General features: G+C 44.8%; 14 protein-coding genes. 6 read left to right on the forward strand and 8 right to left on the reverse strand.

The features are described from left to right. Positions 1–228: 228 nt before the first annotated feature. A complete protein-coding gene (locus tag RID53_RS16795) occupies positions 229–1,881 on the reverse strand; it encodes a vWA domain-containing protein (protein WP_446389179.1) in 1,653 nt (550 codons plus the stop codon). 336 nt (positions 1,882–2,217) lie between these two features. Between RID53_RS16795 and RID53_RS16800 the strand changes: the two genes are divergently transcribed. Continuing rightward, positions 2,218–2,784: a hypothetical protein gene (locus tag RID53_RS16800; protein ID WP_446389180.1), complete on the forward strand. Its 567-nt coding sequence runs from the start codon at positions 2,218–2,220 to the stop codon at positions 2,782–2,784. Between the two features lie 29 nt (positions 2,785–2,813). Here the strand turns inward: RID53_RS16800 and RID53_RS16805 are convergent, their stop codons facing one another. The 5 genes from RID53_RS16805 to queC all read right to left on the reverse strand — a co-directional run bounded on the left by RID53_RS16805 (position 2,814) and on the right by queC (position 7,081). Beyond that, entirely contained in the window at positions 2,814–3,380 is a 567-nt protein-coding gene (locus RID53_RS16805) for a cytosine deaminase (protein WP_446389192.1), read from the reverse strand. Positions 3,381–3,847: 467 nt separating this feature from the next. Further along, positions 3,848–4,237 (reverse strand): nuclear transport factor 2 family protein, encoded by a 390-nt coding sequence (locus tag RID53_RS16810; protein ID WP_446389181.1) that lies wholly within the window; start codon positions 4,235–4,237, stop codon positions 3,848–3,850. Positions 4,238–4,610: 373 nt separating this feature from the next. Further along, complete coding sequence (locus tag RID53_RS16815) at positions 4,611–4,976, reverse strand: Lin0512 family protein (RefSeq protein WP_446389182.1); 366 nt, start codon at positions 4,974–4,976, stop codon at positions 4,611–4,613. Between the two features lie 18 nt (positions 4,977–4,994). Then, complete coding sequence (locus RID53_RS16820) at positions 4,995–6,356, reverse strand: extracellular solute-binding protein (protein ID WP_446389183.1); 1,362 nt, start codon at positions 6,354–6,356, stop codon at positions 4,995–4,997. A 26-nt stretch (positions 6,357–6,382) separates the two neighbouring features. Beyond that, positions 6,383–7,081 (reverse strand): 7-cyano-7-deazaguanine synthase QueC, encoded by a 699-nt coding sequence (gene queC, locus RID53_RS16825; protein ID WP_446389184.1) that lies wholly within the window; start codon positions 7,079–7,081, stop codon positions 6,383–6,385. 489 nt (positions 7,082–7,570) lie between these two features. Here queC and RID53_RS16830 point away from each other — a divergent pair, with 489 nt between their 5' ends. After that, positions 7,571–8,641: a Gfo/Idh/MocA family oxidoreductase gene (locus RID53_RS16830; protein WP_446389185.1), complete on the forward strand. Its 1,071-nt coding sequence runs from the start codon at positions 7,571–7,573 to the stop codon at positions 8,639–8,641. Between the two features lie 218 nt (positions 8,642–8,859). On the opposite strand, the gene RID53_RS16835 is transcribed toward RID53_RS16830, so the two are convergent. Beyond that, entirely contained in the window at positions 8,860–9,825 is a 966-nt protein-coding gene (locus RID53_RS16835) for a GDSL-type esterase/lipase family protein (protein WP_446389186.1), read from the reverse strand. Positions 9,826–10,542: 717 nt separating this feature from the next. Between RID53_RS16835 and RID53_RS16840 the strand changes: the two genes are divergently transcribed. From RID53_RS16840 to RID53_RS16855, 4 genes are all read left to right on the forward strand, one after another. Further along, on the forward strand, positions 10,543–10,659 hold the full coding sequence (locus RID53_RS16840; RefSeq protein ID WP_006103347.1) for a hypothetical protein: 117 nt from the start codon (positions 10,543–10,545) through the stop codon (positions 10,657–10,659). An 807-nt stretch (positions 10,660–11,466) separates the two neighbouring features. Further along, a complete protein-coding gene (locus tag RID53_RS16845; protein ID WP_446389187.1) occupies positions 11,467–12,555 on the forward strand; it encodes a hemolysin family protein in 1,089 nt (362 codons plus the stop codon). Positions 12,556–12,654: 99 nt separating this feature from the next. Continuing rightward, on the forward strand, positions 12,655–13,071 hold the full coding sequence (locus RID53_RS16850) for an element excision factor XisH family protein (protein ID WP_446389188.1): 417 nt from the start codon (positions 12,655–12,657) through the stop codon (positions 13,069–13,071). After that, positions 13,059–13,394 carry an element excision factor XisI family protein gene (locus tag RID53_RS16855; RefSeq protein WP_446389189.1) on the forward strand — a complete coding sequence of 112 codons (336 nt, stop codon included), beginning with the start codon at positions 13,059–13,061 and terminating at the stop codon, positions 13,392–13,394. Before RID53_RS16850 ends, RID53_RS16855 begins: the two co-directional genes overlap by 13 nt. 196 nt (positions 13,395–13,590) lie before the next feature. On the opposite strand, the gene RID53_RS16860 is transcribed toward RID53_RS16855, so the two are convergent. Next, positions 13,591–13,716: a hypothetical protein gene (locus tag RID53_RS16860; RefSeq protein WP_446389190.1), complete on the reverse strand. Its 126-nt coding sequence runs from the start codon at positions 13,714–13,716 to the stop codon at positions 13,591–13,593. Between the last annotated feature and the right edge of the window lie 265 nt (positions 13,717–13,981).

Genomic DNA, 13,981 nt, shown 5'->3' on the forward strand with positions numbered 1-13,981 from the left:
AAGAATGTTGTTTTTATGTTTTGATATAAGTTAGAGCAATTTAAATATTGACGGGCAACCTATCACCGTTAATGCTGATGTAGGGGCGACCCGCTTGTCTAACTAAACAACTGTATCCACTCAATTTAATTGAGTCGCCCTTTACTTGATCTGGCTTTTCCGCGAGTCAAACAAATGACAAATGACAAATGACGCTCCCCACCATTAACTTTAATTTTGCCCACCGACTTATAAAGATTTCGCCCGCTTCACTAACCGAATAAACTCGGCTCGGTATCCATCTAAATCGGCTCCCTGAGATTGACTAGCTAACTGTAAAACATGATCAAGATTACCATTCCCTTTGTACTGAGACTCTCTCAATACCATACCAAATTCAGCAACGGATGCCGAAAATTTAAAGTTATTCGAGGCTTGGGCTAAGGTTAATCCTTTATCCACAACAGGTGTGGTAATCAGTTGAGAAGTATCCTGATCCGGCTGCTTATACCGTAACTTCACCTGCATTAACTCATTCGGCGAAAACGTCATCGATTCATCAGTTTTCTGTTGAGAGTCTACGAGATCAACCTCGGATAACGAGACATCACTCTTCACACCCACGGGAATAATTTCATAGAGGGCGGTAACAGAATGACCCGCACCTAACTCGCCCGCGTCTTTTTTATCATCCTCAAACGCTTCATTTTGCAGTCGCCGATTTTCATAACCAATCAGCCGATACCCTTGCACTTTGTCCGGGTTAAATCCCACTTGAATTTTCACATCTTTGGCGATGGTGAGTAGGGTTCCACCGATTTCATTAACCAAGACTTTATTCGCTTCTAGGATATTGTCTATATAAGCATAATTGCCATTGCCTTTATTGGCGATTTTTTCCATCTTGGCATCTTGCAGATTGCCTGTACCAAATCCCAACACCGTGAGGAAAACGCCTTGCTCTCGTTTCTCTTCAATCAGGCTAACCAATTGCTCATCGCTAGAGATACCGACATTGAAATCTCCATCAGTGGCGAGAATGACGCGGTTATTCCCCGATTCGATAAAATTCTCTTGAGCTAATTTATATGCCGACTGAATTCCCTCACCTCCAGCCGTTGAACCCCCGGCTTCGAGTTTATCAATCGCGGCTAATATCGTATCTTTCTGATTCCCTGGTGTTGGTGGTAGCACTGTCCCCGCCGCCCCTGCATAGACAACAATACTAACCTTATCTTCGTCTCGCAATTGGTCAACGAGTAATCGGAATGCTTCTTTGAGTAAGGGGAGTTTATTAGCGTCCGCCATGGAACCGGAAACATCTAATAAAAAGACCAGATTACTGGGAGGTAAATCTTCGGTCGAAACGCTTTTCCCTTGCAAGCCAATGTGAACTAATTTATGTTTCGGATTCCAAGGCGCTTCAGCAACTTCTGTGGTGATCGAGAAGGGCTGATCGGCTTCCGGTTGCGGATAATCGTAAGTAAAATAATTAATTAATTCTTCAAGCCGCACCGCATCAGGTGGTGGAAGCCGATTCTCATTGATAAAGCGCCGCACGTTACTATAAGAGGCGGCATCAACATCAATGGAGAAGGTAGAGAGGGGATTGCTGCTAGCGTTTAAAAAAGGATTTTCCTGGATGGTGCTGTAGGTTTCGCGGTTAGATTCTTCGGGAACTTGACGTAGACGCTGTAGCTGATCTGAATTTGGTGATGGCTGGGCTTTTTGTGCTGATTGAGGAGCTTGGGGGGAAGCTGTCTCTGGCGAGAGTAGAATTTCAGCCTGTTCGCTAGGAGACTCAGACGTATAGTTTCCTCCATCTCCCCCTTCGCAAGCAACAGTAAGCGCTCCCAATACCGCTAGTCCTAACGTTGCGATCGCTCTATGTCTGGTTTTCATGATTCCCCCTTCAGACTGATCCCCAGTCTGTTCTATAACAAAGTTTAACAACTAACCATTTGCGGTTGTAACATCTCCGTTTTACTATTAAGGCTAGGAATTATACCCCGTGGTTGCTAAAACTGTAACATAAGTGATTAGCCCAGAAGCTTCCGGGGTTCCAAACGGGTTACACGCTTCAATGATATAGCGTATACACTTATCTCTCACAGCTTCGGGACTTATGCAATTTGGGGTTAGCGTTGGAAACAGAGCCAGATAGGGCTTTTGTTACACTGATGCTATCCTACAAATGTAGCGCAGTAGTTATTTAGTATTTTTATCGAGTTTTTGATTATGAAAGCAAAACGTACTATTCATTGGAGCAAGTTAGCTGAAATCCAAGAATTAAAAGAGTTTTTTGCAGACGATTTTCAGGCATTCAAAAATCTCATCGAAAAGCATATTGAAGAATTTGAAAATTTTTCTGATGAAGCGCTAGATAAATTTGCAAAACTGCGAGTTTTAGAAGTGACTAATGGTTGTACTCAATGGGCATTTCGTCGCGGCGATAAAGAAGCTTTATCGGTAGAACAGACCCGTGAATGTATGAATCTACTGATGGGTTTTATCAAACGAACAGAATTATATTTCCCCAGTGAAGGGCAACTTGAATTTGACGACGAACAGAAAGCATTTATTCAAGCAGCACGATCGCTCTACAAAAGCGCATTTAAAGAAAATAATAAGGAATCAGAACGAAAATATTATGCAACATCCACAGCCCAGTTTATTGTCTATGGTCATGAACGGATGCAGCAAGCCATGGCATTAGTCAAGCAAGATTATGAAACTCTTTTTTCACCTTATTACATTGAACGAGGACAAAAATATATTGCCCCCTATTTAGAAGGATTTGAATAGTCTGTTTGGCGAGATCAGGAAATGAAAACTCAAGTGTGCCAATCGACAAACAAAGCATAGAGATAGGCGATCGCTTCCCCAATCATGGTTCGTACTCCTTCGCTAGATTGCCACCATTGTTGCGGATCATACTCTTGAGGTTCAGCCGCAATCACACCAACTCGGATTTTTGGTTCTAATACAGCTTTAAATATAATCCAGCTTCGACGGGCATGAGGTCCCAGCGAATAGAGATTAATTGATTTTACGTCTAATTCGGATGTTGATAACCATTCCCGTAAGGCGATGGCGCTAGCTTGAGTCCGATGTTTAATCACATTGGGGGCGGGAACAGCCACTAATTGTTCTGGATTAAACCCCAAGGTGATAAATGTGGCGGCGGTGAGTTCGGCAAAATTATTGTATTCGGCTAAATAATAACCCTTGGAGACAGGTAAACCCGTGGTAATTAGGTAATTATAAGACCCGCGTTGGAAACGTGCGATCGCGTCTTTAATCGCATAATCGGGTATCCAGCCTTCCACCACCATGACATCAGCAGCAACCGGAGAGTTAACTGCTAGGAATGGATAGATTGTGCTGAGGGTGAATAGCATGAGAGAAAAAATACAAATCAGTGTCACTATCCATCCCTGAATAGTCAGAGTCCACTGGGTTTTGCGATGGATTAAACGAATTTTGATTTTAGCCGTTAACCTTCTGAACTGCTGTAATTTTTTTTTACCATGTTAGATTTAACCTCTATAATCAATACTCTGAATAGCTAAGTTGATTTGAATGCCACTGACTTAAGGTTGGTGGGTTGAGCGAAGTCGAAACCCACCCTATGGTATATCCAAGGTTTCGGTGATTCCCTAATGCTTATGTCAGTACCATTCGAGTTAATTTATTCAGGTTTTTCTGGAGAATAGACTGTCCAAACTCCGTATCTGATACTTTCCTTAGTTGCTAAATTCCCAAATATTTTATCCCAGTACTGTTCTTGTACATTCATAATTTGTGTTCTTGCAATAGAGTTACTTATTACCAACAATATCCCTTACAGCCGTAACCATTCCCCAATTCACCCTCCCTTAAGTTGGGCTATTATATCGGCGGGATTCCAGTAAGCACGAGTGCTTTGAATTTTACCCGCTTCATTCACCTCAAAAACGGTTATTCCTTCAAACGTTATAGTTTTGTCAGTCTTACTGAGTCCCTGCATTGTCCATTTAACGGCAGCTTCATTCCCCGCTACAAAAATATGCTCTATTGTCGATTCCAGTTGTTTAAACATTCCCTGTAGCTGGGCAAAAAATTCCTGAAATCCTTCATGAACTTTTGTGGGAGGTTGTCCTACCGGATCATAACTGACGGCATCTTCGGCAAACTGATCTAGCCAACCGTCGGGATTCATCGCTGCCACTTTGGTAAAATAGGTTCTGACCAGTGTTTCAATCGGTTTTGTTGACATTGTTTTATTCTCCATGGCTGAATACGTCTAGAGTGAAATTGGTATGATTGAACTGTTGAGACTCAGGGATAATTGATCAAGTCAATTTTAATACACAATTATAGTTTTTATTGGTGGGTTACGGCGGATATCTCAATTAAGAGGTTATTTACCCAAATTAAACTTCCGCCTAACCCACCCTACTGGACTGACCCAGCTAAAATAGGACTTTGTTTGTAGTGAGAACTTTAGTTCTATAACGCCTAGCTGGAGAGGGCTAAAGCCCTCACTACGTACCCAATCTATTGCACCATTTTAGCTGAGTCAATCCACTACAGATAATTAATATTGTCTTGGAGATATTCACTCCCTAATTTTAATTGAGTTAACTCAACTATTCAGTTTCCACGAAAACGGTAACGGCGGCAACAGCAATTAGCATTTCGTCATTTTTATCATTGAGTTCAGCAATAGCTCGACCTTGAACCACCATTCCCCCGGATTGTACGGTGAGTGATTTTTTCCCAAAGGGTAACACAGCGAGAACCTCTTCCTGTCGGACTTGTTCCGGGTAAGCTACGGCGATTTGCACCTCTACAATCATTTGATTGGGATCGCTCAAACCTGCAACCTCCCAGACACCGGGTAAGGCGTTGTGCGCGATCGCGTTCCGCACAGCCCTAGATGCAGCTACAGTGGGTTCCTGTCCATGTTGGTCTACCCCCATACCCATTTCAATAATTAAGCGTTTGCGAGTCATAGTGCTTTCTTGATTACCTCAACGTTGAACCGCAATCGGATCTAACTTTAACAGTTGGCGCGTTTCATCGGCGGCTTCCTGCATCAACCGGGTTATCTCGTTATTATCAACTCGTTGAGCAAGGGCGGTTCTGGTAATTAATTTACTCAGATATTTCTGTAAGATAAAAGAGGCTTGATCATACTGAGGAAGGGGAGGGCGCAATATTGAATTTTTGACTGCCTCTTTCAAGGACGGTAAATAGGGATATTTAGCTGTAATTTCGGGGTCATCAAATAACGCTTCTCGACTGGGTAAATATCCTTTTTCTAAAATTAACTTTTTCTGAGCCGCTTGACTGGTAAAATATTGAATCGCTTTCCAGGCTTTATCTTGATGCTTTGAATTCTTCGCTATACCTAAGCCCCAACTCCCATTACAGGCACTTGGACGTAAACTATTATTAGTTGGATTGCTTGAAAGATTCAAGACTTGTACGCCGATATTAGCGGGATCAGTAAATTGGTTCCATACATAGGGCCACTGCCGTAGGAATATCGTATTCTGATCTTGGTTAAACGTTTCCAATGATTCCTGTTCGCTGTATAAGATAACTTCTGGCGACGAAATATTATCTCGAATTGTATTGAGTAAAAACTGGACAGCTTGTTCAGCCGCAGGTTGATCCAATCCCACCTCTAAACTTTCCGGCTTAATCCAGAATCCGTCATAGCTTTCTAATACCTCGACGAAGGTAGCCACCAATCCTTCATACCGCCATCCCTGCCATAAATAAACGCCTTGAGAGTTCCCTTGGTTTTGCCAATTTTGGGCAAGGGTTTTCAATTGCTGTAAGGTGGCAGGTGGCTGAGTATTACCCAGTAAGTTTTTGCGGTAGTATAAGAGACCAATATCTGAACGCAAAGGCATCCGATAGAGGTTACCATTATATTCTCCTGCATCAATCGCACTTGGTAAAAATCCTTCGTTTATGAGGGTATCTTTAGCCGTCCATTCATATAGATTCACCAGACATCCCTTGGCAGCAAACTCCGGCATCCAGATAATATCTGTATAGACCAAATCATAAAGTGAATTTCCTGCTTGACACTCTCTAACAAAATCTTCCTTCAGCCGATAGGTTACGTCACCTGCTAGGTTAGTTCTCGTTCTCAAATTAATCCGAATTTTGGGATGGCTCTGGTGAAAGTCGGTGATTAACGACTGCCAAGCCGAGGCTTCATCAGCCGGAACAAATAAGGTTAAATGGGTGGGGGGCCAGGTTAAATAGATGAGTAATAATAGTAAAACTTGGATAACGGCAACGAATATCCAGATGGAACGGGAATTAAGTCGTCGGCTAAATTGCCCCAGTCTTTTCACAAGCTGCTTAGTTTTCATAACCTGTCCTTGAACAAGGTGACGGGTCAAACTTTTTCATAAGACAAGGGATCTTGTAGTCCGAGTTCAGCAAAAGCAGCAAGCCGCAAGCGACAAGAATCACAGACACCACAAGCCACCTCATCCCCAGCATAGCAAGACCAGGTGTCTTGCCAAGGCACTCCCAGTTTATTGCCTAACTCGATAATTTCTGTTTTTTTTAGCTGAATTAGCGGGGTGATAATTTGAATCGGTTCTCCCTCGCGCCCCTGTTTTGTGCCTAGGCGAAAGACTTCTTGCATGGCTTGGATATAATCAGGACGGCAATCAGGGTAACCGGAATAATCTAACGCATTAACTCCCAGATAGAGGGCAGTAGCCCCGATCGCTTCTGCGTAGGATAGCCCAAAACTGAGAAAAATGGTATTTCGTGCGGGGACGTAAGTAATGGGGATACTCTGGGACATCTGCTGGAGCGATCGCGTCTGGGGTAAATCAAGGGTATCATCGGTTAAGGCTGAACCCCCCCACTGGCTTAAGTCAAAGCGTACCACCTGATGGTCTTTGACACCTGCACCTTTAGCAATTGCGATCGCGGATTCGAGTTCCCGTTGATGTCGCTGTTGATAATTAAAGGATATAGCGTAACACTCGTAGCCCTCTGCCTTAGCTTGATAGAGAACTGTAGACGAATCCAATCCACCGGACAATAAAACTACAGCTTTTGACATCTTTACCCCCGTCATTTGTCATTTGTCATTTGTCATTCGTCATTCGTCATTTGTGATAATTGAACGGTTAGGTGGGGGCGGGTTTAGTTATATCAGGGTGCCAAGCAAACGTTAGCGGTAAAACCCGCCCCTACAATTCCCTTGTCTCCTCCCATCCCCTCCATCTTCCTCATCTCCCCCAGCTCCCAGACGTAGCATGCTACGTCTCTACATGGCTCCCCCAGCTCCCTCCGCTCTCCCAGCTCCCTCCGCTCCCCTGCCCAAACATGGACAACCCAGAAACTGACACATTTACCTACACCTAAAGTAACCCTAAACCCACAATGAAAACATAATGACCATCCAAAAGACTTCTTTTATCTGGTATCTGGCAAATTGAGGCAATCTTTGGAATTCTTCACATTTAAAGGTGCTGTGGTACTATCTGGATGGTTTAAGGCGGCTCAACATAAGTAAATTGACTTAGTTCCCGTGGTGGAGGAGCATATAAGAGTGCAAGATAGCATGTATCAAAGACATCTGGATACTCATGTCCAACGTAGCCTGCCGCAGCCAATCCGAATTGGCGTGATTGGCGTTGGTAACATGGGACAGCATCATGCCCGCGTTTTGAGTCTTTTGAAAGACGTGGAAATGGTAGGCGTAGCAGACATTAATGTAGAACGGGGTTTGGACACGGCGAGTAAATACCGTGTCCGCTTCTTTGAGGATTATCGCGATTTACTCCCTTATGTGGATGCGGTTTGTATTGCCGTACCCACCCGTCTGCATTATGAAGTGGGGCTGACCTGTTTGCGATCAGGGGTTCATGCCTTAATCGAAAAACCCATTGCCGCCAGTATCGCTGAGGCAGAATCCCTAGTCAACGCTGCTGCTGAGTATCAATGTATTCTGCAAGTGGGTCACATTGAACGGTTTAATCCCGCCTTTCAAGAACTCAGCAAAGTCCTGAAGACGGAGAAATTGCTGGCGCTAGAGGCGCATCGCATGAGTCCCTATTCCCACAGAGCCAATGATGTTTCCGTGGTTCTGGATTTAATGATCCACGATATTGACCTGTTGATGGAATTAGCGGATGCGCCCGTGATCCAATTGACGGCGAGTGGTAGCCATGCCTCGGAGTCGGGGTATTTAGATTATGTCACCGCTAATTTAGTCTTTGCCAATGGCATTGTGGCAACGCTTACTTCTAGTAAAGTGACCCATCGTAAAATTCGTAGCATTGCCGCCCATTGTAAAAATTCACTCACAGAAGCCGATTTTCTCAATAATGAAATTCTGATTCATCGGCAAACGACGGCTAATTGTGAAACCGACTATGGTCAGGTTCTTTATCGCCAAGATGGGTTAATTGAAAAGGTTTACACCAGTAATATCGAACCGCTATACGCCGAGTTAGAACATTTTGTCAACTGTGTGCGTGGCGGAAATCAACCCTCTGTCGGCGGTGAACAGGCGCTGAAAGCCCTCCGTTTAGCCAGTTTGGTTGAGCAGATGGCTCTGGATGGTCAAGTTTGGCATCATTTAGACCGAGAGCCTCATGAATTCAAGTCTCCCATGATTGCTGTGTCTTAATTGAAATGGTAGTGAATTGAGGCTGGTGGGTTTCGACTTCGCTCAACCGACTTCGCTCAACCCACCCTACGATATATAGCACTACGCATTAAGGTTAGGACAATACAATTGGGTGAAAAGGCAACAGGCAACAGGCAATAGGCAACAGGCGAATGTCCTAACGTATCCCCGTAGGGCTATAACAGGGTTTCGGCGATTTCAAATGGCTTATTTTAGTGTCATTTGTCCGTTGTTTTGACCAATGACAAATGACGCTCAAGCGATCGCGCAATTACTTCACTCACCTGCTGATTACCCTGGGGACTTAAGTGGATGTGATCCCGATACCAGGTTTCTGGGGTTGGCGCGTTGTTGAACAGGGGTAAGCCGTCGATATAGGGAATTTGCTGGTCTTCGGTAAACCCTTTCAGGCGATTTCGGGCTTTGATTTCATAATCACGGGGTCCGGGTTCGCCAATTTCCCGTAATAGGGGGGTCATGACTAGCAGAAACTCCGCCCCTGCTTCCTGGGAAAGCCTGTAAGCGTGACCAATGGCATCTAAGTTAAACCCAACGCGATCGCCTTTTTCCGCCCGGACAGCCGCCATTTCCGGTGGAGATTCGTAGGGCAGAAAACGGTTGATTGCCTCAATCAGGGCTAACGGGGGTCGATGACTGGGGTAATTGCGATCGCGTCCCACGGGGATGGGGGTGGGGGCGGTGGCGAAGAGGTCATCAGTATTAATCACCAAGACGACAGCTTGGGCGTTGAACGTGCCAAACTTTCGTAGATATGCCAATTCATTCCGAGGTCCCCAGGAATTGGCGGAGGCGTTGAGAACTTCGATTTGCTCAAATGCGGGTTGAGACGTTAACGGTGTCAATTGAGTAGTCAGCAGGGCGGACAGGGTTTCGTCTTGGTCAGTCCACCAGCCCCCATTCACGATAGAATCACCGAGTAGTAAAACTCGCAGCGTAGAGGGCGATCGTTCTGGTGTAATTGTATCGCTCCGCATGGAATAGGCATTAATGGCAATTCGATTACCCATGCGAGTCGTCTTTTGGTTGGGGGCTAATAAATAGCCAATCTCCTCATCGGCGATATAAATTGGCGGTTTTCCCAAGCCAAAGAGTAAACGCAAGCCAATTTCTATTGCTACCACCAATCCCAGCAAGACTCCGAGAATGATTAATAATGCTTTCACCCAATCCTCTCCTTTGATGGACAATGACCACTATTCACCCTAATTTAGCCTGAGTAGGGTGTAGGGACACGATATTATCCATCCGTGTCAACTTAAAGAAAACCAATGCTGGCAAGGTTTTAAACCGTGTCTATCTACTCATCAACATTTCCCCCTCATCCCCTAACCCCTTCTCCCTTGAAATAAAAGCGATAGCATCCTCTGTCCTCCCCCCTCTTGTAGGGGGGAACGAGGGGGGTGGGAGAAGGGGGATCGGATGCTCTTGCCCCCCTCTCCCGTGCAAAAAAAGCGAAGCATCCTCTGTCATCCCCGTGCCATAAAAGCGAAGCATCCTTTAGTCTCCCCCTTTTTAAGGGGGACGGAAGGGGGATCGAAAAAGGGGGGAACGAGGGGGGCTGACAGGTGTAGGTTTTTTATTTTATGGTTGGGACAAGACAAGGAGGACAAGGAAGGAAAGAAGACAAGGGGGAAAAACCGTACAGAATTAGGTTCGGTCAAACTAACTTCTAAAAGCCGAAACGCCCTATTTTTCGTTCAACGGTACTGTTGCCTGTTGCCTGTTGCCTGTTCCCTCGCCTCACCCCAACACTTATTCAGCAACCCCTAAATGAAATTGTGTGATCAAAACCGTCAAGGCAAGATATATTCAAGTTGGGAAATTCCTTCAATCAGTATAGGAGTGTGTAACAGGATATGTCAGACCTAAATCGTGGCATCATGAAGTTTAAGGGAGCAGATAGTCCTCTAGCAATCGTGATTTCGACGGTGTTAGTTCTGGGGGGTATTGCGTTCCTACTGTGGTGGGCATTACAGACGGCTTACAATGTGGGTTAAGTGTCTAATCGTTTGGCAGCAGGAGTAGGACAGGGATCACCTCAAGTCCTACTCTTGATTGTCATTGGTCATTTGTCATTGGTCAGTGGTCATTGGTAATTGGACATAGGTCATTCGACCTTCGTCCTTTGTACGGGTTTGCGGCTTGTTTACACAACTTAGTACAGTGTTGTTTTCTTTTGTCCGACGACTTAACGTAGGCGCGGAAGTCCTCATCCTCAACGTAGTAGGGTGAGGATGGACAGCGGGAAATCGGAAGTATGGAGATTTCCAAATTGCAATTGTTGGGTTTACTTTTTGACGCTATAATAACAGTAACCCTCCTAGGTCTACATGGTAATGCATGGGCTAAAGATGGCTGGGCTAGGTGTGATAGAGATGTAGTCCTTGCGCGTTAATGAACTCGACCACCGTTCGCTTTTATAGTGTCCTCCAAAAGAATAGCGCAAGATGCCTAACGGCATTATTCGGTTAGTACAGACGCGCCATGGCGCGTCTCTACAACCATAAACCGCGAAAACCAAGCGGACTGACAAAAATTACTGTCTGCGGAAGGCGGACGGCTGCCTGTGGACGCCCTTGTAAGACCAATAGAGGATAACCTTTGGAGGCATTGGCGGATGAAGCGGGAAATCCCAAAGACGAATAAAACCGTCCTTGTTTTTAAGGAGTTGGAAGCCCCAACTTTAGCGAAGCAAGTTGGGGTACTTCACAACTTTCTACCTTCTACCTTGTCCCATTCCTCCTTCCCGATTTCTCTTAAGGGTTTGGTAAGATAACGTTCGCCAAAGGTTCGCCATTTCCAAGATGATTGCCTTACCAATCCCGATTTATCTACTTGCGGCGTCAGACATCGGTCCTCTGTTGGGCAATGTTTGGCTGGATATTGCTGTACTGATTGTGATGTTCGTGCTGTCGGGTATGTTTTCGGGTTCAGAGACGGCAATCACGGCATTAGATAATCTGAAGCTGAGGGCGCTGATTAAAGACCAAGGTGATCCGAGTGGTATCTTTCGCCTGGTTTTGGAGAAGCGATCGCGCTTTATTACGACGCTGCTGGTGGGCAATAATTTAATTAATAACTTTTCGGCGATTCTCACCAGTAATCTGTTTGCTTTGTGGCTGGGAAATGCGGGGTTAGGCATTGCGACTGCGGTTGTTACATTTGTCGTCTTAATTTTTGGCGAAATTACGCCTAAGTCTTTAGCAATTAATAATGTTTTGCCTGTGTTTCAGGCTGTGGTTCGCCCGATCTATTGGCTCTCGCGATTTTTATCCTTTTTTGGCATTATTTATTTATTGGAAACCATTGCCCAGGCAGCGATTCGCTTTTTCCAGGGGGGGATTGTCCAAGAGGGGGAATCGGTACGGGATCTGAAGTTAATGATTGAGGTGTTAGGGGGGAAAGGCATTCTGGATCTGGATAAGCATCAACTGTTGAGTAAAGCGTTGATGTTAGATAATTTAAGCGCTCGCGATGTGGTGAAACCCCGGATTGAAATGCGGACAATTTCCCACGAGGAAACGTTGCAAAATTTAGTGAATCTTTGTTTAGAAACTGGATATTCTCGGATTCCCGTTCAGGAAGAATCCAAAGATGAAATTGTCGGCATTGTTCACCTGAAGAAAGCGCTTCAGTATTTAAGAGTCAACCAACCAGAAGCAGGGGATATTTCAGTGACGGCGGCGATGGACCCACCGATTTATGTGCCAGAAACCAATCGAGTGGCGAATTTACTTAAGGATATGTTACGACAGCGTTTTCATATTGCCATTATTGTGGATGAATACGGTGGTACGGTGGGATTGGTGACGTTAGAAGACATTTTAGAGGAATTGGTGGGTGAAATCTATGATGAGAGCGATCGCCTGGTTCCGAATCGTTCTAGAAGCTGAATTGTCATTTGTCATTTGTAAAGGGTTGAGGACTATTTACGGATGGACGCGATCGCACAATAAAAAGGATACAATGTATCGAGAGTCTATTATCGTCCTATGTCTGCCAAGGATCGATTTCACCAAGCTGTCAAGACTGGATTGATTAAAGACGGATGGACGATTACCCATGATCCACTATCCTTAGACTTTGATAATGCTCGTATCCAGATTGATTTAGGGGGTGAACGTCTGCTAGCAGCAGAGCGAAGTTCTGAAAAAATTGCGGTTGAGGTGAAAAGCTTTCTGGCTCCGTCCACAATTTATGAATTTCATCTAGCCGTCGGACAATGTTTTAGTTACCAAATTGCGCTGCGATCGCAACAGCCAGAACGTCAGCTTTATCTAGCTGTACCATTGTTCATCTATGACGAGTTTTTTCGTCGCCCCTTTGCCCAACAAACTATTCAAGAAGCACAAATCAGGTTGTTGGTATATGAACCCATTCAAGAGGTGATTGTGCAATGGATAAGTTAAGTCAATATCGTGATTGGATTCAACGAGTTTTAGAGAAATATAGTCAAGTTAAACCTGCCAATGGAGAAATTGAGGTCTATAAATTCTTTGATCATCAAGATGACCACTATCAGGTTTTTCATGCAGGATGGAATCAATATCGTCGAGTGTTTGGTCCACTAATCCATATTGACATTATTGATGGCAAGATCTGGATTCAGTATGATGGAACAGAGGTGGGTGTGGCGAATGAATTAGTGGACTTCGGTGTACCTAAGCACGATATTGTACTCGCTTATCATGCTCCCATAATGCGCCCGTATGATGGGTTTGCGGTTGGGTAAATCTTTGGAAAAAAGTAGGTTGGTGGAAATAAAGTCAATAAGCAAGATCCCCGACTTCTCCAAGAAGTCGGGGAAATGGTAATCAATTCTATTTTCGCGATCGCATCCAACAAATGTAGGGGCGGGTTTAGGGATTAAATGAGTAGATAAACCTCTTAAACTGAACACCGAAACCCGCCCGGATAAGCTGCGATCACTAACTAAACATGGCTAAACCGCCTACGGCTAACATGCCAGCAAAAGCCGCAACTGCGACGGAAGTAAGCGCCGTACCAAACAACCACCAAGCCGCCGTTGCAGCAGCTTTTCGGGTTTCTTGCACTTGTTTCTTGGCATTGTGCTTGAGTTGTTTAACCCGTTTTTGAGCTTCCTCTTGCAGGCGTTCGGCGCGGCTGAGTACGCGATCGCGTCGGGATTCAGTTCTTCTTTGTTCGTATGGCGTAGAATATAGCAGCCCTAAATAGGTCGCAACAGATATAATAGTAATAATACATCCCTAGGAAAAGGACACAAAATGAACATTATAGATGAACTAGCTGATTTTATCAATCAGACAAAAGAGTCCAAAGAAATTAAGAGGGCTTTGG

The organism is Coleofasciculus sp. B1-GNL1-01 (assembly GCF_040220235.1).
Taxonomy (GTDB): Bacteria; Cyanobacteriota; Cyanobacteriia; order Cyanobacteriales; family Coleofasciculaceae; genus Coleofasciculus.

Excerpts from the sequence above, each read along its gene's own strand:
- RID53_RS16840 (WP_006103347.1), top strand. The coding sequence starts at position 10,543 with ATGAAGTTTAAGGGAGCAGATAGTCCTCTAGCAATCGTGATTTCGACG.
- RID53_RS16815 (WP_446389182.1), bottom strand. The coding sequence starts at position 4,976 with ATGACTCGCAAACGCTTAATTATTGAAATGGGTATGGGGGTAGACCAA.
- queC (WP_446389184.1), bottom strand. The coding sequence starts at position 7,081 with ATGACGGGGGTAAAGATGTCAAAAGCTGTAGTTTTATTGTCCGGTGGA.
- RID53_RS16830 (WP_446389185.1), top strand. The coding sequence starts at position 7,571 with ATGTATCAAAGACATCTGGATACTCATGTCCAACGTAGCCTGCCGCAG.
- RID53_RS16795 (WP_446389179.1), bottom strand. The coding sequence starts at position 1,881 with ATGAAAACCAGACATAGAGCGATCGCAACGTTAGGACTAGCGGTATTG.
- RID53_RS16855 (WP_446389189.1), top strand. The coding sequence starts at position 13,059 with ATGGATAAGTTAAGTCAATATCGTGATTGGATTCAACGAGTTTTAGAG.
- RID53_RS16810 (WP_446389181.1), bottom strand. The coding sequence starts at position 4,237 with ATGTCAACAAAACCGATTGAAACACTGGTCAGAACCTATTTTACCAAA.
- RID53_RS16805 (WP_446389192.1), bottom strand. The coding sequence starts at position 3,380 with ATGCTATTCACCCTCAGCACAATCTATCCATTCCTAGCAGTTAACTCT.
- RID53_RS16800 (WP_446389180.1), top strand. The coding sequence starts at position 2,218 with ATGAAAGCAAAACGTACTATTCATTGGAGCAAGTTAGCTGAAATCCAA.
- RID53_RS16845 (WP_446389187.1), top strand. The coding sequence starts at position 11,467 with ATGATTGCCTTACCAATCCCGATTTATCTACTTGCGGCGTCAGACATC.
- RID53_RS16850 (WP_446389188.1), top strand. The coding sequence starts at position 12,655 with ATGTCTGCCAAGGATCGATTTCACCAAGCTGTCAAGACTGGATTGATT.
- RID53_RS16820 (WP_446389183.1), bottom strand. The coding sequence starts at position 6,356 with ATGAAAACTAAGCAGCTTGTGAAAAGACTGGGGCAATTTAGCCGACGA.